This is a genomic window from Tangfeifania diversioriginum, assembly GCF_900141875.1.
Classification (GTDB): Bacteria; Bacteroidota; Bacteroidia; order Bacteroidales; family Prolixibacteraceae; genus Tangfeifania; species Tangfeifania diversioriginum.
Map to the genome: position 1 here is coordinate 116,964 of NZ_FQZE01000010.1, position 23,145 is coordinate 140,108.

Sequence of the window (23,145 nt, forward strand, 5' to 3'; positions counted from 1 at the left end):
AATGATAAAAAGTGAACCCATTTCTCAACGAATGTTTATTGCACTGCCTGCCCTGGCCATGATGCTGGGCTGGGGACTACGCGGACACATTGGCGGCGGCCCGTTTGGGGCAATGATTCCCGGAGCTATGGTGGCGCTGAGTATTTCCCTGTTGCTAAAATTCCCCGCAGCGGCAACATCCATTGTAGTTGTTTTTGGGGTTTTCGGAATTGGCCTTGGCGGCGAAATGACTTACGGACAAACGCTAGGCTTTTTACGAAACCCCGACACGGTGTGGTGGGGAACTGCCGGAATCACGCTGAAAGGTGCGGTTTGGGGATTGCTGGGGGGCACTGTTTTTTCCCTGGGATTTTTGTTCCACCGGGTTCCCAAAAAAGTCATCATTTACGCGTTGTTGCTGATGCTGGCCGGATTTTTCCTCGGTTTCAAACTGGTGAATGAACCGATGTTGCTTTATTTTTCCGATCCGGCAAAACCACGAGCTGAATCGTGGGCCGCACTATTATTTGGCGCTATGGCCATCATCGTTTATCTGAAATTCAAATTGAATCAGGAAGAGTTTAAACTGCTGCTACGTTTTGCCCTTTATGGCCTGGTTGGTGGCGGACTGGGATTTGGATTGGGAGGTTTCTGGATGGTTTTGGGTAGTCATCTTCCTGAGGTTATTTACAGCGACTGGTGGAAAGCTATGGAATTTACCTTTGGCCTGCTTTTGGGCGCTTCGTTGGGATGGGCGGCCTGGAAAAGCAGGAAAGAAATTCAATCCAATAATCAGGCGGATAAAATTTATGAAAAACATTCTTTATCAATTGCGGGTGAACTGGGAATTTTATTTGCTGTGGCCGTGTTTACGCACTGGTTGTGGCCTAATCTGCTGGAGTCTGTTGCTTATGGCAGCACGTCAAATGGTTTTGCCTTCTCAATAGTTCAGGGTGTTGTTCGCGTACTATTGAATTACGGGTTTTACGGTTTTGTTTTCGTTCTGGTCATCATGCGGTTTCCAAAAATGGCCTGGCAAATTGGAATCACACTTACGTTTTGCCATGCAGCCATCGATTTAATCCGCGATTTTTATCCGGATTTGAATCCCTGGGCGCCTTTTACCATGCATCTCTTCTGGGTATTTTTAATGACGGCAGTTGTTGCGCTGTTTACCGCTTATTACAGCCGGGGTGAAAACAGAACGATAAACCTGTTTTTGCTGCTAATTTGGGCTTGCATTGCGGTTTCACTGCTCCGGCTGGCTTTCCTTTCCGGAAGTTTGTCGGTAAGCGGAATGAGTTTTTGCGAGGTGGTGTGCGACCGGTTTTTTGTGGATATCTTTTTTATTGTCAATGCGATTGTTGTCTCGTGGATTATTTTAAAAATGAAGAAAAATCAAAAATTATTACCAGAATGAAACATAATCAATTTTTATTAAACGAAGAGCTGCAAAGCAAATGATTATTTTTGTTCAAAAGCAATAAACTAAAGTAATGAAGAAGACATCGCTGGGAGATTCTGTTGGCGATTACGCCGCTTTGTGTGTGGCCGTTTATGAGGATATATTTTAAAGTCAGAAAATGAAAAATATACTGAATCAGCAAGGCATGTTCAAACGATATGGGGGCGATTATATTTTTGCCCGGCAGGTGGCAGGGTATGCAAATCGTAGCAATAGGCTCATTGTCGTGCCTGCAACAAAAGAACAGTTTTCGTTCAGGGGGACATTTCCCATTTATTATGCACCTGGTATGATGGCTGAATTTGAGAAAATTTTATCGTTTTAATGTTTTTGTATGTGTAACGAGTTGTTCAATAATTTGGGGATTCTTTCCTGTTTTTCAATCCCACAGAAGGGCAATATATTTTATCTTTTCTATTTTTAAATGCAGACATTAATACCCTCAGAATGCTTATTGAATTAATAGACTACTTAATTAACGTGTTTGGTTTAATGCAAATGTAAGGTGTTGAAACAATCTGATTGAGTTTTTTGTTTCAACGATTTCTTGCCGAAAAAGGTATATTAAGACAAGAAATTATTAAATTAAATAAGCTGTTAATCAATAATGACTTATGTTCAAAAAGTATTCCATGTAAATATAATGGAACAATGGATTATTTTAATTTTTTGATAGACTTTAATGCATTGTTAATTTGAACAATTTTTAGCCTTTCAGGCTTACTTCATTATTAATAACTCAGATTTTTCGCTACTGGTTTTTTAGAATTTGTTACGCTGCCTTTAGATTGAAATATAAACTATTTTAACTGCTTTGTAATAAAATTTTAACCTTATGTTGATGTCTGTATGTCGAGTGTAATGATAATTGTTAAAATTCCATGTAAAACGAATAAAATAATGGTAGTTTATCGGTTTTGCATTATAGATATTTGTAATAGGTGTTTGTGGAGTATTTCTGAAAATGTTAAAATTTTAATTTAATCTAGATCCTTATGAAAAACAAAGTTTTAAAAATTTTATTAATTGGAATGTTCCTCCATTTTGCTTTTCATTCTATTGCACAAGTGCAGGTGAGAGGAACAGTAGTGGACAGTTCAGGGGACTTTTTACCTGGTGTCTCAATCCAGATTAAAGGAACTTCGCAAGGTGTAGTTACCGATATGGATGGTAACTATTCGCTAAGCGTTCCCGACGAGATGTCTGTATTGATCTTTTCTTTTGTTGGAATGGAAACCCGGGAAATAAATGTAAACGGAAGGTCAGTTATTGATGTTACCATGAACCCAACATCCATTGGCATGGATGAGGTGGTTGTAACTGCTTTGGGTATTTCACGCGAGAAAAAATCATTAGGTTATTCAGTTTCTGAAATTGATGGACAGAGCATTGAGAAAGTGGCCCAGGAAAATGTGCTGAATTCGCTCTCCGGGAAACTCGCAGGTGTCGCGATAAACGCCACAGGAGGGGCGGGGTCATCTGTAAGTATGGTTATCCGCGGGGCTTCTTCATTGACCAGTGATAATCAGCCACTGTTCGTAATCGATGGTGTTCCGGTAAACAATACACTTAATAACGTGCAAAGTATTGGCGACCGCAATACGGTTGACTATGGGAATGCTATTTCCGATCTCAATACTGAAAATATTGAAAGTGTTTCGGTACTCAAAGGGCCCAGTGCTGCTGCACTTTATGGTTCCAGGGCAGGGAACGGTGTAGTACTTATTACAACCAAATCGGGTAAAGAAAGTGAAGGACTTGGGGTTACGCTTACTTCGAATACTGTTTTTGAAACACCCTACAAATTTATTGAAACCCATTCAATGATGGCCAATGGGCAGCGTCCTTTTACCCAGGACAACCGGCCAAACAACGGACTGCCTTATTATGTGGTACCCGCAGGTGATTCTTATTGGGTAGGCCCGGAACTGGATAAAGGAATGATGGCATATCAATGGCCTTATTTCAACGAAAACGGGGAATTAACAGCAACCGAAATGGTGTCGCACCCCGATAATACAAAGAATTTTTTCCAAACCGGTATGACGACAACCAATGGTTTTGCCATTACAAATGCCAATGAAAAAGTGAACTACCGTTTATCGTATAATAACATGCAGAACCAGGGACTGGTGCCTAACAGCGATTTGCATAAAAATTCGATAAGTCTTAATTCTACTTTAAACTTAGCTGAGAATTTTTCTGTTAGTTCCAGTATTAATTTCACCTCCTCGGGGGCCGATAACCGCACCTCAAATAACCGGGGGGCAAATCCATTGTCCGCCCTTTACCGAACAGTCAATCCCCATATTGATATTAATGATCTTAAAGATTATTGGGAACCTGGTCAGGAGGGACTTCAGCAAAGAGGGCCATATACGTTGGTGGTAAATGCTGACGGGACTTATAGGAGACAAGATCCTGAAGATAATCCCTATTTCCTGGCACACGAAGTTAATAATGGCTTCAGAAGAGATCGGGTTTACGGACATGGAAAATTCGACTGGCAATTAAGTAATGATTTTTCTCTAATGGGGAGATATACTCACGATCAATTCCATGAAAAGCGGGAAACCAAAATTGCTCCAAGTTATACACGCGATGCAAATGGGGTGTATGGTCTGACAAATCTTTACCGTAGGGAACAAAATGTTGATTTTTTGCTATCCTTTGACAAGATTTTAGCTGATTTTAGTATTTCCGCATCTGTGGGTGGAAATTATATGTATCAGTATGCTGAAAACAACCAAACCAAAACCAAAAACAGGGGATCTGGCTTGATTGTTCCCGGTATTTATAATGTAAGCAACATTGCCCCGGATAATCTCGATTATAATTCAGGTTGGAGCCAGAAAGGGATTTATAGTCTGTACGGCCTGACATCCTTTGGGTACAAAGATGCTGTGTATTTGGATCTTACTGCAAGAAATGATTGGTCAAGTACATTGCCCGTTGAGAATCGTTCCTATTTTTATCCCTCGGCATCGCTGAGCCTGTTATTAAATAACATGGCAGATATGGGAGAAAATGTTTCTCTTGCCAAACTCAGAGCAGGTTGGGCAATGGTTGGAAATGATACCGATCCGTATAAATTAATGACAACAATGGGAAATCAGGGGGCTTGGGGCAATCAAACACGGTTGACAACATCGGGAACCCTTTTGCTTCCTGACCTGAAGCCCGAAATTCAAACCTCATGGGAAGTAGGAGCTGATCTTGCCTTTTTCGATAACCGGCTAAGATTGGATGGTACCTATTACCAGTCAGAAAATGAGAACCAGATACTTGGGATCGGTCTTCCTCCTTCTTCCGGATACAATTCAAAACAAATTAATGCGGGGTTAATCTCGAGTAAAGGAATTGAGTTTTCTCTTGGTGGTACTCCGTTGAAAAATGCTGACTGGAACTGGGATGTAAATTTTGTGTTTTCACGCAACCGTACTAAAATTGAAGAACTGGCTGAAGGCTTTGATTATATTGTCCTTTGGACTGATGCTAAAGGCGGAGCTGTAACCAGGGTAGGAGACGAAATTGGTCAGATCGTTGATGACGTATTGGTTCGGGTGGATGACCCAAATTCGGAATATCATGGATGGCCAATTATTGACAGTCAGGGGTGGGAAAATTCTGAACCTTGGGAAAATTATATGGAAAAAGGAGATGATACTGCTGTGATAGGAAATTTTAATCCAGACTTTCTGATTGGAATGCAAACTTCGCTTTCCTATAAAAAATGGTCATTAAATGCCAGTTTTGATTGGAGGATTGGTGGCCAGTTTATTTCCCAAACCTATCGTTACATGGAATCCGATATGCTTACTGAAAGATGGATTGACAGAACGATTAAAATTAATGATATGAGTGGATCTGAGATGGCCAGGTACCTGAAAGAAAATCCCGATAAGTATTTGTCGCCTGATGGTGAATTTTTTGTTCTGGTTGGTGGTCCCACAAGTGAAACAGGTGGTCTGCCCCATACTGAAGATGGAATAACCTTGAACGATGGTGTATTTATGCCCGGTGTGGAAGGGTATTACGATGATAACGGAAATTTTGTGGCAGTTAGGGAAAACCTGGGTGATGAAGGAACACCTACCATCAGGTTTCAGGATTATTACGGATGGAGCTACTCCCGGACTGCCCTGTTCGATTCCGATTTTATTAAACTCAGAGAAATTTCTTTGACCTATCAGCTTCCCGCAATACAATCTGTTGGTATTCAGAGCTCTTCCATCTCCCTGTACAGCCGCAATTTAATTCTTTGGACAAAAGCCGATGTCAATATCGACCCGGAGATGGCTTTCCAACCGGAAGGTGGAACACAGGGAAGTGGTATTCAGTTTAAACAAGGTATTGAAAGGTTTAATGTTAATCCATGGACAATACCTGTTGGTATTAGGTTGAATGTAAATTTTTAATGAACTAAAAATTGAACGAGATGAAAACAGTCTATAAAATATTTTTAATGGTTATTGTGGTTGCATTTATTTCATGCGAAGACCAACTTACTGAATTTAATGTAAATCCCAACGGAGTAGATCCCGAAGAGGTTAACCCTAATTTGATGGTGCCTACTATAATTGTATCGACGGTCAAACCCTATCTCGAGATAGGCTATAACGGTGATATTGCCGGCGTAATGCAATATGTTCAAAAAAGCGGATGGAGTGGCGAACTTAACAGGTTCGAGTGGCGCCAACAACGTGATTGGGATGGCTGGTACGGAAACCTGCGAAATGCCCGGCACCTTTATGAAAGGGCTGAAGAAGAGGGCATGGAATTCCAGCAGGGTGTTGCGCTGGTAATCAGGGCATTTAACTTTGCCTACATTTCAGATTCATGGGGCGATGCTCCTTACACTACCGCATTAAATGCATTGGAGGGTGGACAGGAAGACCTTTTTCCTGCGTTCGATTCGCAGGAGACAATCTACCAGGGAATTATTGATGATCTGGAAACTGCCAATTCGCTTCTGTCTAAACCTTCCGGAGAGTACGAAGGAATCAAGGCCGATGCTGACCTTATTTACGGAGGAGACCCGGCTAAGTGGCGAAAACTGGCCAACTCCCTTAAATTGAGGTATTACATGAGGCTGTCAGAAAAATTACCGGAATATGCCCGGGCAGGAATTGAAGAAATTGTTTCGAACCCTTCTGGATATCCTGTTTTTACTTCCACTGATGATGACGCTACCATGGATTTTGTAGGTGCATCCAATGATGATTCATGGCCTGCCAATACCACCTTCGATGAAAGCCAAAGCAATTTCGACCGCATTCAGCTTTGTGCAGGTTTCAGAGATGTGTTGGTTGATTTGAACGATCCGCGTATTGGCGTTTGGTTCAATGAAGTTAGGGTGCCCATAAAAATATCTGATGAATATGGTGATGATGAAATTGTGGACGGGGTCAGGTATTTACATCCGGAATATATGGCCGAAAATGATCTGGTGGTTTATGATAAAGACCAGTGGGTTGCTGATATTGAAAACGGCAAAACACTGGTTGATACAATGAATTACGCAGGTTTGCCAATTGCTTCCTCCACAGGGGACGGCTCCTCATGGAACCTGAATCCCCAGCCGATTCAGGGTGGCCCGAATGTTCATAATTCAGCCCTCGCTGATATGTACAAAGAAGCATCGGGTGATATGTTAAAGGCACGATTGATTTCTTATGCCGAAATATGTTTCATTTTGGCGGAAGCAGCTCAAAAAGGCTGGAATGTTGGCGATCAAAAGGAATGGTATGAGAAAGGGATTGAAGCCTCTTTTAATACCTGGGACCTTAGTGAAGAGTATTCAACATATATTACCAATGAAGGTGTTGCATTTGATGGTTCATTGGAACAAATAATTGAACAAAAATGGATTGCTAATTGGACGGTAGCACATGAGTCATGGTGTGACTGGCGAAGAACGGGATTACCCAATTTCACCATTGGCCCGCGCGGATTGAGAGATGCCATGCCGATTCGGTTTCAGTACGGGAGCAATGAAATATCGAGGAACTATGAAAATTATAGCTCTGCTATCGAAAATTTGCAAGAAACAGATTATACAGCCACTGACGGAAAGGACAGCTCCTGGTCAAAATTTTGGTTGCTAAAGGGTACTAATAATCCCTATTAATTTTGAAATCTAAAAAAGAGCAGAGGGAAATTCATCCCTTTGCCCTTTTTTCAATTTATGTATTTCCTTAATTTGTTTATTTCCATATAAATATAAAATGATTCGCTTAATTTTCATCCTATTCTTTGCAGGAATTGTTTTTTCCGGATATGGAACTTCAAAAAATGAAGTCCTGACCGGAAGGGTATTCCTGGATGAAAACAAAAACGGAATACACGACAATCCCGAACCTGGCATCTCCGGCATTTGTGTTTCAAACGGAAATGAAGTAGTTCAAACTGATGCCGCCGGGAATTGGGAATTACCTGTTGAAAACGCTAATTCTATTTTTGTAATTAAACCTTCCAATTATGCTGTTTCACTCAATCCGGAGAATATTCCGCAGCATTTTCATCTGTTGCACGAAGGAAATCAAACGAGTATCGATTTTCCGCTTTATCCTGCTGAGGAAGAAAACAAATTTTCAGTCCTGTTTTTTGGCGATACGCAGGCACGTGGATTACGTGAGGTAAATTTTATTTTGCATGATGTGGTGGAGGAGTGCATGGGAACGAATGCGGCTTTTGGTGTTTCGCTGGGGGATATCGTGGCCGATGACCCCGGCCTTTTTGCCGAAGTAAGCCAGGGAATCGGGCAGATTGGTATTCCGTGGTACAACATTTTTGGCAACCACGATCACGACCGTGATGAAAAGCGCAATGAGAACAAAGGCAAAACATTTAGTAAATTTTTTGGTCCGGCTACCTATGCTTTTGAATACGGGCAGGTGGCTTTTATCGGTCTAAACAATGTTTTTTTTAATGAAACAGGGAAATACCACGCCCATCTTTCAGACGATCAGCTTTCATTTGTTGAAAACTACCTTTCGTTTGTGCCCGAAGAAAAACTGGTGGTGCTCATGATGCACATTCCGCTGGTTAGAATCGATACGCGCGACAGGTTGTATGAGATTCTCCAAAACCGAAAACATACCTTTTCCATTTCTGGCCACGTGCATGAGCAAATTCAAGTTTTTGTGGATGAGGAAATGGGATGGAAAGGCAACGAGCCGCACCATCATTTAATCAACGCCACAGTATGCGGAAGCTGGTGGTGCGGATTGAACGATGAAACAGGTATTCCGCATGCCACCATGAACGACGGGGCGCCCAACGGGTATTCCATTGTCATTTTTGAGGGAAATGATTACAGCGTCCGTTTTAAAGCTGCCCGCCGGCCTGCTGATTACCAGATGAACATTTACCTGCCCGATGAACTGGCACAAAACGAGTTGGACACAACAAACGTATTGGTTAATGTTTTTGCCGGATCCAGTCGTTCCAAAGTGGAAATGCGTATTGGGAAAACGGGAAAATGGATCCCCATGCAGCAGGTGAAAACCATCGACCCGGAATGTTTGCGTATGCATCAGCTCAGTCCGGTTTTGGATAAGGAATTCGAGGGCCAGGCGCTTGACGATGTTTTAGGGTATAAAATGGATTACCCCAGCGTTTCCACGCACATGTGGCAGGGTAAGCTTCCGGATGAACTTCGCGCCGGAACCCATTCGGTTACGGTGCGTACAACAGATATGTTTAACCAAACCTGGACCGGCCACCGGATTTTCAGGGTCAAAAACGAAAATTGGAAAAAATAAAAACTCAGTAAAAATTAACCATGAATAAAAATTTTTTAATCGTTTTTTTTGTTTTCATTGTTTTTCTGGCAGGAAGCCTGCCCGGAGCAGCTTCAGACAAGGGAAAGCCTGTTCATCATGATGTTCCCTTTTTACAGGATTACAGCATCAAATATTATTTCAATCAGCCGGGAGGCGCACTTCAAAAAGTGGCTGCCGACCGCAACGGGAAAATCCAGGTGTTGTCTTCAGAAGGTTTGCTGCATCCCCATGCCGGGGAGTTTCTTTATCCGGGAACGCTGGAAAAAGACGGAACTTACCGCCCCATGGCTGATAAAAATATTGTAGGATTGGCAACTTACAAACAGCAACTGGTTTACCTCGATGATGAAGCCGTACTGGCTAATGCCTGGTCAGGGGAATTGTTTTCAAAACATGAAATGCCCGGAGCGAAGTTGTTTGCCGGGGGGAAAGATTTTACCTTCCTGGTTTCTGATGGAAAACAGCTGAAATATATAAAAGATTCGAAACAACTTTGGAAAGGAAAACTTCAGCAACAGGCTATCGATATTAAATATGCTAAGGAAACGAAATCATTTTGGATTTTAACCTCCCGGTCACTTCACACTTTTTCCGCTGAAAAAGAAGAATTGAAAACCGTGTTTGAAGGAAGCGGATTTACAAGTTTCGATGTGGTAGCTTTTGGTACGAAAACCATTATTGGCACGCCAAACGGCTACATCGAAATCAACAATCTTTCGCAAAAACAGGAGGGGCAAATCAAATTGAAATTGCCGGTTACCGAAATTACCGTAGTAAAAGAGGTGAACGGAAATGTATGGTTTGGTTCCCCGGATGGCGCTTTTATGCTGCGCGATGACGGCAAATTTAATTACTATTACGGCGAGCGCTGGCTTCCCGGAAACCGGGTGACTGACATTGCAGCAGGGCCTGACAATTCGGTTTTGGTGTTAACCGACAAGGGGCTTGGGCGAATTTGTTTTAAAGAAATCACATTGTATAAAAAAGCCTTGTACTTTGAAGATCAGGTGCGCCACCGCCACATCAGGCACGGATTCAATGCGGAACTGAGCGGAATGGAGAACGGCAACCTGTCCACCGGCCACCTTGATGATTCGGATAACGACGGGCTTTGGACTTCCATGTATTTGGGAAGTCAGGTTTTTCGATATGCTGTTACAAAATCGGAAGAAGCGCTGCAAAATACCATCGAATCGCTGGATGCCATGGAACGGCTTTACACCGTCAATCCTGTGCCGGGATTCCCGTCGCGCTCATTCAACCGCAGCGGATACATTGAAAAATTGTCGAACCCCGAGCGCTGGCAACATTCTTCCGACCCCGAGTGGGACTGGAAAGCCACTACCAGCAGCGACGAAGCCATTGGCCATGTATTTGTGTTTGGCGCCATTGCCGAATTGATAGATGTGGAACCGGTCCGGGCAAAAGCGGTTCAACTGCTCGATGCACTGATGCAGCATATTGTGGACAACGATTTTTACCTGGTGGATTACGACGGAAAACCCACCACCTGGGGGCGCTGGAATCCTGAATACGTGAATGGATTTCCTACGTCGGTTGGCGACCGAAAACTGAACAGTTCCAACATTGTGGCCATGCTGCAAACAGCATATCATTTTACCAAAAAAGAGATTTATAAAGAAAAAGCATTCGAACTGATGCACGACTACGGTTACCTCGAAAATCTGATGCGGCCCATGGAAGAAATTGGCAAAGCACCTGATGGCTCAGATGATTGGGCCGAAATGTTATCCGAATCGTGGAACCACTCTGACGACGAAATGTACTTTCTGGGATACTGGGGCTTGTACCGGTATGCTTTTAACGACACACTGAAAGAGATGTACGCTAAAAGCATCATCGACCATTGGGAACATGAGCGTCCAGAAAAAGACGGACTGTGGAATTTGTTTACCGGTCTGGTAAGCAATGAATTCGATCTAAAAGAAGCCATCTGGTATTTGCAGGAATACCCAATGGATCTTATCAACTGGACCGTAAAGAACAGTCACAGAAAAGACATTCAGCCCGTTTCTGAAAATTTCCGAAGGCAAACCATCGAAGAAGTTTTGCCACCCGATGAGTTGCCCGTCAGGAGGCATAATGCCAACCGATTTGGACTGGATGCCGGAGGCGAAGGTCGTTCGGAAAACAGTGCCGGAGACATCTGGTTGTTACCCTATTGGCTGGGACGCTATCTGGAGGTAATTGAATAGTTAAAACAGATAATTCAGAAGCGTATTAAAAAGTTATATTAACGGCTAAAGCCTTTGTCAAGGTTAAGCTTTGTAGCCCCCGGCTTAAGCCGGGGGTAAAATTATCAGGAAGGAAACAGGCTTTAGCCGTTAAGGACAAACTCAATTGTTTATAAAGTTTTTAAGATGAAATATTTACAGAAAAATATCTGTTTGAAACAAAACTCCATAGATTGTTTATTAAGTTTAGTTCGTTGGCATGAGAATGCGCATCTGGCTGTAGAGACACCCGGTGCGCTTCTCTTTTTTCAAAAAGAGGAATTTTAAAATGAAAAAAATAAACAGACCCTATTTCAGCCTTTTTTTTACGGGGATATTTGCACTTGCCATTTTGGCGTGCTCACAATCAAAACCTGAGTCGGAAAGGTCGGTTCAGCAGGTGATGGATGAAGTCATTACACGGCTTTATGCTACCATGAATGAAGAGGAGCTGGCAGCAATTGACCAACAAACAGCAATGTCGCTTTTTACTGAAGCAGATTTGGAGGTGCTTTCCACCCGGCATTGGGTGTTCGATGTGAACGTGCCTGCAGTGGTTTCGGTTATGCGCAGTACCCAACAGAAAACCTTGCCCTTTTGGCTGAAGCCTGCCGGATTTGAAAAAACAGACCTCGAAATGCGAAACGAATACCACACGTATGAAGTGTGGCAAAAGGAATTTGACAAGGGGACGGTAGAGTTGGGGATCAACGGATTTGAGAATTTTGCCTACCATTATTTCGTTTCTGTGGCACCACAAAACGAAAATGATCGGCTTGAATTGTCAAATTTCATTCCCGATGACCAGTATGTTGCAGTTTTGGACGACGGCGCATTTATATACCACGACTGGACTGAACTGGTTTTGCAGGATGTGCCTGAAGAAATGAAAGGCCAAAAACTGCTGACCACTATCCGTGGGCGGGGAAAGGAATCACACCTCATAGGAGCCTTTCGTAAAACCCAATTCCCTTCGTCTGCTGAACCCGACCAGGTTTTGCTGACCTGGAGTGCCGATCCATCAACAAGCATCGACATTCAGTGGCGGACGAACATTTCGGTAGAAACCGGAGAAGTAAAATACCGGGTTGCAGGAACCACTGATGAAAAAGCCGTTGAAGCAGAAAAATATGTGATGGAAGATCGCGAACTGATGAACGACCGGTTTATTCACCGGTTTACTGCAAAAATCCAGGATTTGCAACCGGGCACTGACTATGAATATTTAATTGCTCCTGCAACCGATTGGACAAACGCCTGCACATTTTCAACACCTGAAACCGATGATTCGTTTTCATTTATCTGGTTTGGCGATGTGCACCACAAAAAGGAGTTTGGCGATTTGCATCACAAAGCCGAAGCGGCTCACCCTGATGTTCACTTCTATAGCATTGCCGGCGATTTGGTGGGTGACGGGCTGTACCGCGATCAGTGGGATGATCTTTTTGAATTCTCAAAAAACGTTCTCTGCAACAAACCCCTGATGAACGTGCCGGGCAACCACGACAACCGCCTCGGTTTGGGCGCCAAAATGTACCGCGATATGTTCAGCTACCCCGCCAATGGTCCGGACGGTGTTCCCACAGATCAAACCTATTCATTCACCTATAAAAACACACTGTTTCTGATGCTTGACGCCACTTCTTCTGTGGAGGCACAAACCGACTGGATTGAAAACCAACTGGCCAATACAAAGGCAACCTGGAAAATTGCGGTATTTCATTTCCCGCCCTACAACTGGGAAGAACCCTATCCCAATATCCAGGAGGCCTGGATTCCGTTGTTCGATAAATACCACGTGGATATGGTGTTCAGCGGGCACATTCATTATTACATGCGATCGAAACCGATGAGAGCCGGAGAAGTGGTGGATTCATACAACGATGGAACGGTTTACATCATTTCGCTTGGCATTCCGGGGCGAAATCAGGATATCACAGATGAACCCTATGCTGCGGTTAGGGAACAGGATTGCTGGTTGTATCAGCATATTCGTATTGAAGCGGACAAACTAACGTATCAATCTGTTAATTTCGATGGTGAAGTCATTGATTCATTTGACATTCAAAAATAATTACTTATGAAAACAGTAACATTTAACCTAATTTTACTTGTGCTTGCAACTTCAGGGTGGGCGCAGGATTTATTCAATCCCCCTCACCGGTTGTGGAAACCGCAAAAAGATGAAGTTTACCTCCAGGAGGTTTCCCGTAAAGTTTTTACCTCGTCGGCGGTAACGTCGGTTGCTGCTTTTGAAGGGGAATGTTTTGCCCTTGTTGAAAATGAAATTTTTTCTTTGAACGGGGAGAAGCTTCAAAAGGCAAATGACGCCCCGGGCCAAACTAAAATACTGAAAGAGGCAGGTGGTAAATTATGGGCTTTAGCCGCTGACGGTTTGTTTATGTACGATGGGTTGAAGTGGGAAAAAACGGACGACAGAAAAATAGTTGACATTTGTATGCACCAGGGTGCAGTTCATGCAGCTACTGAAGATGAAATTTTTAGGTTTGAAAAGGGCCGGTTTATCAGCCTTGAACCGGAAGACGGATACCGCACCAGCAATGTAACCATGGTGATGGAAGACGGCACCCAGGTTCATGTCGATCCGGTAAAACTGGGGCCTGTGGAGAAGATCGCTTCATACAGCGGTACACTCTACCTTCTTCGTCCGGGCGAACTGATTTGTTTCGACGGGCAGGTGGTGAACAGCGATTTTATCGACTGGGGTTCAATTCCATCCAAAAACACCCGGGATATGTTGAGTTTCGGGAGCAGGTTGTTTTTAGCAACCGACCGAGGATTGGCGGTTCTTCGTGGCGCATCTTTGTACGAAATAAAAGGAGATGACGGTCTCCCCGTGGAAAATACAACCTGCCTGGAACAGGGTTTTGCACAGGATGTATGGATTGGAACCGAAAGAGGTGCCGTTCGTATGTTAGACGATGAATGGCATTATTTCGGCGCCGACCTTTGGTTGCCTGGCAACCAGGTTAATGACATCGCCACAAACGGGAAAACCGTTTTTATTGCCACCGAAAAAGGATTGGGCATTGTTGATTACGAACCTTACACACTGCGAAAAAAAGCCGATTACTACGAACGCCACCTCGAAGAGTGGGGGCACAAACGGCTGGGATTTATTCATACCGTTTATAAAAAAGACGGGGAATGGGTGCGCGAAATCAGCGACAACGACGGAGGCCACACTTCGCCCTATCTGGCAGCCATGTGCTTTAAATATGCAGTTACCGGCGACCAGAAAGCGAGGGAGGAAGCAGTTGAGTCCTTTAAAGCGATGCTGTGGCTGGAAAAAATTGTGCCTATCGAAGGTTTTTTTGCGCGGGCCATCTGGTCGGCTACCGGCGATAAAGATGAAAGAAGCCGGCACGGGTCGGGAGGGCTGCCGGCCAAATGGTACGCCACATCCGACGGCAAGTGGTTTTGGAAAGGCGATACCTCCAGCGACGAGGTGATTGCTATGTTTTACTCCGTTTCCATTTTTCACGACCTCGTGGCCGAAGGAAAAGAAAAAGAAGAAGCGCGGGAGTTGCTGAAAAGAGTGGCTAATTATATTATCGACTGCGGCTGGGTGCTCACCGACATGGACGGGGAAACCACCCGCTGGGGGCGCTGGAACCCGGAATACCTTCTCCGGCCTTACGGCTATGTTGACCGCGGAATTAACGGATTGGAAGCCCTTACTTTTATGGAGACGGCTTATGCATTAACTGGTGATGAAAAATTCAGGAAAGGTAATCAGCAGCTTATCGACTGGGACTACCATATCAACACCATTCGCCAGAAAAATGTTTTTCCACCTTCCAGTATTGCTACATGGGATGACAATCATGCGTTCAGAAGTTATTATACCTTACTTCGTTATGCAGATGATCCTGCGCTTCGTTCGGTTTACCTGCGCAGCCTCGAACGCACGTGGGAAGTAAAAAGGATGGAACAAATTCCGTGGTTCAATTACGTGTATGGAGCCATTACCGGAAACGACTGCGAAGCCGGTAAAATGGTGAAACATTTGCGCGAGTGGGTGCTCGACTGTACAGAATATAATTACCGAAATTCACACCGCGACGATTTATTTGTGGAGCCGGGATATAAATCGTATGAAGGGGGAAGAAAACGAATTTCGCCGCGGGAGATGAGCGTGACCCGAGCCAGCCGGAGCGCCATTGCGTTGGATGGCGGAAGAAACGGAAACCGTGTGATGGAACCTACCGGGTTTTTACGGGATTATTGGAAAGGACGCTATCATGGTTTTATCGAAGCTCCGGAAACCAACGATCCCGCGTTAATTTCGGTAGAAAAAAATCGGGGAAAACAATTTGGCGCCGCTCCGTTTTCTGGACCGGTAAGGCCGGAGGTCTATTAGATTTAAATCCTGGAAATAACGGTAAACAACCGGAAAGGCCTGATTGAAGTAAATGTAACCGGACACGATTCTATCCGCTGGATTTCAGGTGGGGAAGTAGTTTATCGAAGAACACAGCTTTCACTGAAAGAAAATCCCGAAGTTGAAAAATACGTCCGTGCCGAGATATTTGGCCCCGAAGAAGTTATTATGGGAACTCAGCCGTTTGGGAGTAGGTAGATAGATTCGGTTAGTTAAACCTTCAAGGTTTCCAAAACCTTGAAGGTTTGAATTCGATCTTACTGCTGAAACGCCTTCCGGTATTCCGAGGGCGTTTTTTTCATCACCACTTTAAAGTAATGGTTAAAATTGGCCAGGTTATTATATCCGCATTCGTAGCATATTTGCGTAATTTGCTTGTCAGTTTCAGCAAGTAACCGGGCGGCAATGCCAATGCGCACACTTTTTACATAATCCATGAATGTTTGGTTGGTCTTCTTTTTAAAGTAACGGCAAAACGAACTTGGTTCCATGTAAACCAGTTTGGCTGCATCGTTTAGGTTAATTCCATTTTGCACATTTTGAAAAACATATTCGTAAATTTTATCAATTTGCTCACGGTCCTTATCGTAAGTATTTGGCATGGAGGATGGCAGGGCTAAGTATTCTCGGTTTTCGACCTGAAGTAAAAGGCTGAATACTTTTAAAAGTTCAATGTACCGGGCAAGGCCGTCAATGCGAACCATTCTTTTTAGCGATTCAGAAACTTTTTTAGTAATCGGTCCATGAAACAGAATCCCACTATTGGATTCTTTCAAAAGATTAACTACTTCATTCAGTTCCGGAATATTAAAAAAGTTCGAACTAATTATGTTTTCATAAAAATGAGTTACCACACATTCCCCGTGGCCATCTGCACCAGGCTCCATAACTTCCCAGCAATGCGAAATATTTGGTCCTAACAGCACTAAGTCTCCCGGGGTATAGCTTGAAATATGGTTGCCAACAATTCTCCTTCCTGCCCCTGAAGTAATGTAATTAAGCTCAAAATTTTTATGCGAATGAATTTTATCTGAATCAGGATCCATTTTTAACCGACGTGTGATAAATGAATGCTTGTGCGACACGTCTATCTTTTCATAAACAAATTTCATGTTATCCTTTTTTAACCATAAAGCTTAAATATACAAGATATTTTTCAAATATTAGTCAAAATTTAATGCGAAAAGAACAAATTTCGACAAGTGTTTTGACCTTGTTTGCTTTTCTTTTGTAATAAAGAAAAACAAGTGATAAATATTCAATAATAAAATGATTATGGATTCTCATTTACATGGAATTATACCTCCTTTGGTAACCCCGTTAATGAACGACACTGAACTTGATGAACAGGGACTTGAGAAGTTGATTAATTATGTTTTGGAAGGCGGGGTACACGGAATTTTTTTACTGGGGACTACCGGAGAGGCTACTAGTTTGCGGTATGAATTACGTGAAAAATTGGTGAGGGAGGCATGCCGTATTATTGATGCTCGTGTGCCGGTAATGGTTGGGATAACTGATACATCGTTTGACGGATCAATTGAAATGGCTCATGTATGTAAGGAAGCTGGTGTCAATATGGTTGTGGTTGCACCTCCTTATTATTTTCCAATCTCTCAGCACGAAATGCGTTGTTACTTAGACGATTTGGTGCCCCGCCTTCCGTTGCCGTTTTTGTTGTACAATATACCGTCGCATACTAAATTGCATATGAATATAAAAACTGTTAAGCATGCAAAAGAGCTTGGTGCCTTGGGAATAAAAGACAGTTCTGGCGACATGCTTTACCTTTTATCTCTAATCGATGCATTTAAGGATTCACAGGATTTTTCTGTAATAACGGGTACTGAAATTTTAATTCCTGAAACAATTTTGCAAGGTGGACATGCAGCAATTGCAGGTGGTGCCAATCTTTTTCCAAAGTTGTTTGTAGATTATTATGAAGCATCATTGCAGCGGGATTATCAAAAGATCCATCTTTTGCGTCAGATTGTAATGAAAATATACAATACTATTTATAATGTTGGTAAATTTACATCTCGTTTTACTGTAGGGACCAAATGTGCACTTTCAATTATGAATATTTGTAATAGTTATGTTGCGCATCCGCTGACGGAGTTTGAAGAGAATGATTGTAAATCAATCAAAAATTATGTGGAAGAAATAAAAGAATTGATCGATAAAACTGAAATTACCTAAAAATTTTAACAAACTGATATGCAGTTGCCAACGATTGACCTTGTCGTTTTTCTCCTGATTTCTTTCGGGAATGTGCTTTTTGGAGCGAGTTTCTTTTTTAAAAATAAAACCTCCGGGCAATTTACTTCCGGCGGTGGTAACCTGCCTGCCTGGGTGGTGGGCATGTCCATTTTCGCCACTTTTGTCAGCAGCATAAGTTTTCTGGCACTCCCGGGAAATGCCTTTTCCACTAATTGGAATGCACTGGTCTTTAGTTTTTCCATTCCCGTGGCAGCCATTCTGGCCGTGAAATTTTTTGTGCCACTTTATCGTGGAATCGGAAGCATTTCGGCTTATAATTATTTGGAAACACGGTTTGGAGTGTGGGCCCGGATTTATGCATCTGCCTGTTACCTTCTCACCCAACTTATGCGCACCGGCGCTATTTTGCTTTTGCTGGCATTGCCTATTAATGCATTGTTCGGTTTCAATATCCGCACTATCATCATTGTCACCGGAATTGCTGTTACCTTATATTCCATGCTGGGTGGAATACGGGCAGTGGTCTGGACCGATGCCATCCAGGGGATTGTATTGATTCTGGGGGCCATTGTTTCAGCGCTGGTTTTAACCTTTTCTATGCCCGAAGGTCCTTCCCAGGTTTTTGAAATTGCCTCTGCCAACGACAAATTCAGCCTCGGAAGCTTCGGAGCAAGCCTTTCCGAATCCACTTTTTGGGTGGTGCTCATTTATGGTCTGTTCATCAATCTGCAAAACTATGGTATTGACCAAAATTTTGTGCAACGTTACATGGCTACCAATACCGACAAAAAAGCCAAATCATCGGCACTTTTTGGCGCGTTGCTTTATGTGCCGGTTTCAGTAATATTCTTTTACATCGGAACTGCACTTTATTCGTATTACACAGCCCAGCCCGAACTGTTGCCTGCCGAATTGCATCAACCCGGCACCGGCGATAAAGTGTTTCCGCATTTTATTGTAAACGGTTTGCCTACCGGAATTACAGGGTTGCTGATTGCCGCCATTTTTGCCGCCGGAATGAGCACCGTCTCAACCAGTTTGAATAGTACGGCTACCATAATTTTAACCGATTATTATCAGCGCTACGTCAATAAAAATGCAAGCGAAAGGCAGTCGATGACTGTTTTGTACATCTCGTCGGTGGTTATTGGCTTTTTGGGTGTGCTCATTGCCTTAACCCTCGTGGGTGTGGAAAGTGTGTTGGATGCCTGGTGGTCTCTGGCTTCCATTTTCAGCGGTGGCATGCTGGGGTTGTTCCTGCTGGCATTTCTTTCACGCAAAACCCGCCGTATTGATGCCGTTATTGGCGTAATTGCCGGTGTACTGGTTATTGTGTGGATGAGCCTCAGCCCGCTTTACTTTACCAGCGAAAACCTGCTGGCATTCCGCAGTCCGTTCCACAGCAACCTCACCATTGTTTTCGGCACGCTGATTATCTTCCTGGTAGGTTTTAGTGTGATGAAGTTTTTTTCGAAAAAGAGATAATTCTGTAATTTTATAGGTGTTTAACTAAGTTATAGTAGAATGAGAACAACAGGTACAATAATATTAATATTGGTAGTCATGAATCTTTTCGCAAATAATCCGTTTAAAGGTGACCGGGCGATTGTGAAATCGGAGTTTGTTTACAAAGCGGAAGATGTTCCGTTTCCCAGTTGTCATGCCTCAACCATTGCCGAAACCAGTGAAGGTTTGGTAGCAGCCTGGTTTGGCGGTACGTACGAGAAACATCCCGATGTAGGGATTTGGTTCAGCCGTTTCATCAACGGAAGCTGGTCGGTTCCGGTTGAAGTGGCTAACGGCGTGCAACATTCCAACCTGCGCTACCCAACGTGGAACCCGGTGTTGTTCGATTACGGCGATGAACTGTTTCTGTTTTACAAAGACGGCCCCAATCCGCGCGACTGGTGGGGGCAGCTCATCATTTCGTGCGACAATGGAAAAACATGGTCGCGGCGCATGAGGTTACCCGAAGAAATTTATGGCCCCATCAAAAATAAACCCGAATTACTCTCCAATGGAGAACTGATTTGTCCAACCAGCACCGAACATGATGGCTGGCAGGTACACATGGAATTTACATCCGACAGGGGAAAAACCTGGGAACGCACCGAACCCATAAACAACGGGAAAAAAATTGCAGCCATTCAGCCCAGTATTTTGAAACATCCGGGCGAAAAGTTGCAGATTTTGTGCCGCAGCAAAAACAAACGAATTCTGTCGGCCTGGTCAACCGACAACGGCAGGACCTGGAGCAAGCTGAAACCCATCGACTTGCCCAACCCCAACTCCGGCACCGATGCGGTGACTCTGAAAGATGGCCGCCATGTGTTGGTTTACAACCATGTTGATCCAAATGAGGAATGGGGCAACCGGAACATCCTGAATGTGGCTGTTTCAAACGACGGATTAAACTGGCAGGCTGCTGTCCTGTTGGAAAATGATCCCGATCCCGATGGCGAATATTCCTACCCGGCAGTCATTCAGTCCGGCGATGGAATGGTGCATGTAACTTACACCTGGAATCGCAAATTGATTAAACACGTGGTGCTCGACCCCGCGAAATTCGAACCGGAGCCCATGCAAAACGGCAAGTGGCCGGAAATGTAATTTTTCAAATTGAAATTTTTTAAAAGCCAAAATCATGAACAAAATCAGATCAAAATCTTTCAACCCATTATTTTCCCCCGGGGTACTTCTCTGTTTCCTGGTGGGATTTTTTTTAATGATGCCTTTTGTTTCTGATGCACAGAAAAATTCAGGTTCATCCTTTCGGTCGGAGTTCATTTTTCCCGAACAGGAGAAGCATGTGCACAGCAGTTCGGTAGTGGAATTGCCCAACGGCGATTTGCTGGTGTGTTGGTTCGAAGGCTCAGGTGAACGCAAATCCAACGATGTGGCGGTAATGGGTGCCCGGCTGAAAAAAGGGCAATCCCAGTGGAGTGAACCTTTTATAATGGCTGATACGCCCGGAAATCCCGATTGCAACCCCGTGCTTTTTCTGGATGCGAAAAACCGGTTACACCTTACCTGGGTGGTAGTGGTGGCCAACCGCTGGGAAGCTTCGTTGCTGAAAACCCGTATTTCAACTGATTATCATAATGAAGGTCCGCCCAAATGGGACTGGCAGGATGTTATTCTTTTAAAACCCGGCGAAAAATTTGCCGAAGCCCTCGAAAAAGGGTTCAGGGAGATGGACCCTCCCGGACTCGCCTGGGCCGAATATGCGCCGCAATACGAGCGAATGATTGTGGAAGCCGCCAACGATCCTGTTAAAAGGGAAGTAGGATGGATGGGCCGTATTCATCCGCTTGATTTGCCCGAAGGCAGGATGTTGCTGCCGCTCTATTCTGATGGCTACAATGTTTCGCTGGTGGCCATTTCCGATGATAACGGCGACACCTGGAAGCCCAGCCTGCCTATTGTGGGGCGCGGAAATATTCAACCTGCTCTTTTGCAGAAGGAGGACGGCACCCTTGTGGCCTACATGCGCGATAATGGCGATGCACCCCAACGGATTATTGTCAGCACTTCGGAAGACAACGGTTATACCTGGAGTGTTTCCCGTAAAACCAATATTCCCAACCCGGGTTCCAGTGTAGAGGCCATTGCACTTGATGACGGGAACTGGCTGATGGTTTGCAACGATTTGGAAGATGGCAGGAACCGCCTCGCTGTGTTGCTTTCCGACGACGAAGGGGAAAGCTGGAAATGGAAAAGGTACCTGGAATATACACCGAAAGGGAAAGGCGGTTTTTCATATCCGTCGGCTATTCAAGCGAAGGATGGCCTGGTTCACGTCACTTATTCACACCATACCGCCGATGGAAAATCAATTAAACACGTTTCGTTCACGCCTTCGTGGGTTAAACAAGCTGATGCGGGCGAAACCAACGCTGAAAAGCTGGGATTCCCGAAAGGAAAAAAAGTACTGCTTTTGCACATGGACGATTTGGGCATGTGCAAGGAAGCCAACGATGCAGGGAAATATTATATTGAAAACGACTTTATCCATTCGGGCGCAGTGATGATGCCCTGTCCCAATGCTGAAGAATTTGTGGAATGGGCCATTACGCAACCGAAGGCCGATGTGGGCGTTCACCTGACGCTTACCAGCGAATGGAAAACCTGGCGTTGGGGAACTTTGACAGATGCCGCCGAGGTACCGGGATTACTCGATCCTGATGGGAAAATGTGGCATAGCGTCATGGAGGTTGTGATGAATGCAACCCCGGAGGAGGTGGAAATGGAAATCAGGGCGCAAATTGACAAAATGCTGGCGATGGGTTACAATCCCACCCACATCGATACACACATGGGAACGCTGTACGGATCGCCTGAATTTTTGAAGGTATTTCTGAAAGTGGCTGAAGAATATAAAATTCCAGCCAATGCCATCGACTTGTCCAATCCCAAAGTAGCTGCATTTTATAAAAAAGAAGGTTACCCGGTTAATGAAGAAGTGGTTGGTGTTTTGAATGATTACGCCCTTCCACACCTCGATAACTTTGGCAGCGTGCCCAAAGGAGATACCTATGAAGAGGTGAAAAACAACTTTTACAAACTGGTAAATGCCCTTGATCCTGGATTGACGGAAATCATTTTTCACCCGTCGGTTGAAACGGAATACCTGAAAACCATCACCGGTTCGTGGCAGCAAAGGGTGTGGGAAGCTGAAATGTTTGCCGACCCGGAAATGATACAGTTTTTTAAAGATAACGACATCATTCTAACCACCTGGCGGGAAGTGATGGAGCGGTTTAACCGGAAGTGAAGCTTTTATATTTTGTTGGTTTAGGTACTGTTTTGGAGTAAATAAAGCCTGGAAATTGTATTTTAATTATTATTGAAAACTGGATATTAATGGCTAAAGCCAACCAAAGAGTCAGCGTTCTAACCCACCGGGCTATAGCGTCGGTGTGAAAAAGGCGAAGTTTGAATGACGTTTAGAATATTGGGCATTGTTAAAAAAGTATAGCTAATTGATTGTTTCTTTTCATCATTAATAATTTTACTGAATGAATCAGCATGTATTTTGCTTTTGTATAGCATTTT

13 protein-coding genes are annotated in these 23,145 nt (G+C 43.9%); 12 read left to right on the forward strand and 1 reads right to left on the reverse strand.

Translation table 11 applies throughout. The annotated features are described in order from the left end of the window. Window position 1 precedes the first annotated feature (1 nt). From BUC07_RS08490 to BUC07_RS08525, 8 genes are all read left to right on the forward strand, one after another. Entirely contained in the window at window positions 2-1,399 is a 1,398-nt protein-coding gene (locus BUC07_RS08490; RefSeq protein ID WP_139279513.1) for a hypothetical protein, read from the forward strand. Between the two features lie 163 nt (window positions 1,400-1,562). Further along, window positions 1,563-1,769 carry a hypothetical protein gene (locus tag BUC07_RS08495; protein ID WP_073168359.1) on the forward strand — a complete coding sequence of 69 codons (207 nt, stop codon included), beginning with the start codon at window positions 1,563-1,565 and terminating at the stop codon, window positions 1,767-1,769. A 670-nt stretch (window positions 1,770-2,439) separates the two neighbouring features. Next, window positions 2,440-5,862 carry a SusC/RagA family TonB-linked outer membrane protein gene (locus BUC07_RS08500; protein ID WP_073168361.1) on the forward strand — a complete coding sequence of 1,141 codons (3,423 nt, stop codon included), beginning with the start codon at window positions 2,440-2,442 and terminating at the stop codon, window positions 5,860-5,862. A gap of 20 nt (window positions 5,863-5,882) precedes the next feature. Further along, window positions 5,883-7,574 carry a SusD/RagB family nutrient-binding outer membrane lipoprotein gene (locus BUC07_RS08505; protein ID WP_073168363.1) on the forward strand — a complete coding sequence of 564 codons (1,692 nt, stop codon included), beginning with the start codon at window positions 5,883-5,885 and terminating at the stop codon, window positions 7,572-7,574. A gap of 97 nt (window positions 7,575-7,671) precedes the next feature. Next, a complete protein-coding gene (locus BUC07_RS08510; protein ID WP_073168364.1) occupies window positions 7,672-9,210 on the forward strand; it encodes a calcineurin-like phosphoesterase C-terminal domain-containing protein in 1,539 nt (512 codons plus the stop codon). 20 nt (window positions 9,211-9,230) lie between these two features. Further along, window positions 9,231-11,447: a hypothetical protein gene (locus BUC07_RS08515; RefSeq protein WP_073168366.1), complete on the forward strand. Its 2,217-nt coding sequence runs from the start codon at window positions 9,231-9,233 to the stop codon at window positions 11,445-11,447. A 307-nt stretch (window positions 11,448-11,754) separates the two neighbouring features. After that, window positions 11,755-13,539, forward strand: a complete 1,785-nt coding sequence (locus BUC07_RS08520) for a purple acid phosphatase family protein (RefSeq protein WP_073168368.1) — start codon at window positions 11,755-11,757, stop codon at window positions 13,537-13,539. Window positions 13,540-13,545: 6 nt separating this feature from the next. Continuing rightward, window positions 13,546-15,849, forward strand: coding sequence for a ligand-binding sensor domain-containing protein (locus BUC07_RS08525; RefSeq protein ID WP_217652664.1), 2,304 nt, complete (start codon window positions 13,546-13,548; stop codon window positions 15,847-15,849). Window positions 15,850-16,127: 278 nt separating this feature from the next. On the opposite strand, the gene BUC07_RS08530 is transcribed toward BUC07_RS08525, so the two are convergent. Next, window positions 16,128-16,982, reverse strand: a complete 855-nt coding sequence (locus BUC07_RS08530; RefSeq protein WP_073168370.1) for an AraC family transcriptional regulator — start codon at window positions 16,980-16,982, stop codon at window positions 16,128-16,130. 163 nt (window positions 16,983-17,145) lie between these two features. Between BUC07_RS08530 and BUC07_RS08535 the strand changes: the two genes are divergently transcribed. From BUC07_RS08535 to BUC07_RS21110, 4 genes are all read left to right on the forward strand, one after another. Then, the gene (locus BUC07_RS08535; protein ID WP_175552498.1) at window positions 17,146-18,069 is read left to right on the forward strand and encodes a dihydrodipicolinate synthase family protein; all 924 of its coding nucleotides are present in this window, start codon (window positions 17,146-17,148) and stop codon (window positions 18,067-18,069) included. Window positions 18,070-18,087: 18 nt separating this feature from the next. After that, complete coding sequence (locus tag BUC07_RS08540; protein WP_073168373.1) at window positions 18,088-19,575, forward strand: sodium:solute symporter family protein; 1,488 nt, start codon at window positions 18,088-18,090, stop codon at window positions 19,573-19,575. 78 nt (window positions 19,576-19,653) lie between these two features. Then, window positions 19,654-20,700, forward strand: coding sequence for a sialidase family protein (locus tag BUC07_RS08545; RefSeq protein ID WP_217652665.1), 1,047 nt, complete (start codon window positions 19,654-19,656; stop codon window positions 20,698-20,700). Between the two features lie 34 nt (window positions 20,701-20,734). Further along, entirely contained in the window at window positions 20,735-22,864 is a 2,130-nt protein-coding gene (locus tag BUC07_RS21110) for an exo-alpha-sialidase (protein ID WP_073168376.1), read from the forward strand. The last annotated feature ends 281 nt before the right edge of the window (window positions 22,865-23,145 follow it).

What these genes read in the sequence shown, in the direction of transcription:
- BUC07_RS08515 (WP_073168366.1), top strand. Translation starts at nt 9,231, where the DNA reads ATGAATAAAAATTTTTTAATCGTTTTTTTTGTTTTCATTGTTTTTCTG.
- BUC07_RS08525 (WP_217652664.1), top strand. Translation starts at nt 13,546, where the DNA reads ATGAAAACAGTAACATTTAACCTAATTTTACTTGTGCTTGCAACTTCA.
- BUC07_RS08530 (WP_073168370.1), bottom strand. Translation starts at nt 16,982, where the DNA reads ATGAAATTTGTTTATGAAAAGATAGACGTGTCGCACAAGCATTCATTT.
- BUC07_RS08545 (WP_217652665.1), top strand. Translation starts at nt 19,654, where the DNA reads ATGAATCTTTTCGCAAATAATCCGTTTAAAGGTGACCGGGCGATTGTG.
- BUC07_RS08505 (WP_073168363.1), top strand. Translation starts at nt 5,883, where the DNA reads ATGAAAACAGTCTATAAAATATTTTTAATGGTTATTGTGGTTGCATTT.
- BUC07_RS08495 (WP_073168359.1), top strand. Translation starts at nt 1,563, where the DNA reads ATGAAAAATATACTGAATCAGCAAGGCATGTTCAAACGATATGGGGGC.
- BUC07_RS08510 (WP_073168364.1), top strand. Translation starts at nt 7,672, where the DNA reads ATGATTCGCTTAATTTTCATCCTATTCTTTGCAGGAATTGTTTTTTCC.
- BUC07_RS08490 (WP_139279513.1), top strand. Translation starts at nt 2, where the DNA reads ATGATAAAAAGTGAACCCATTTCTCAACGAATGTTTATTGCACTGCCT.
- BUC07_RS08535 (WP_175552498.1), top strand. Translation starts at nt 17,146, where the DNA reads ATGGATTCTCATTTACATGGAATTATACCTCCTTTGGTAACCCCGTTA.
- BUC07_RS08520 (WP_073168368.1), top strand. Translation starts at nt 11,755, where the DNA reads ATGAAAAAAATAAACAGACCCTATTTCAGCCTTTTTTTTACGGGGATA.
- BUC07_RS08500 (WP_073168361.1), top strand. Translation starts at nt 2,440, where the DNA reads ATGAAAAACAAAGTTTTAAAAATTTTATTAATTGGAATGTTCCTCCAT.
- BUC07_RS08540 (WP_073168373.1), top strand. Translation starts at nt 18,088, where the DNA reads ATGCAGTTGCCAACGATTGACCTTGTCGTTTTTCTCCTGATTTCTTTC.
- BUC07_RS21110 (WP_073168376.1), top strand. Translation starts at nt 20,735, where the DNA reads ATGAACAAAATCAGATCAAAATCTTTCAACCCATTATTTTCCCCCGGG.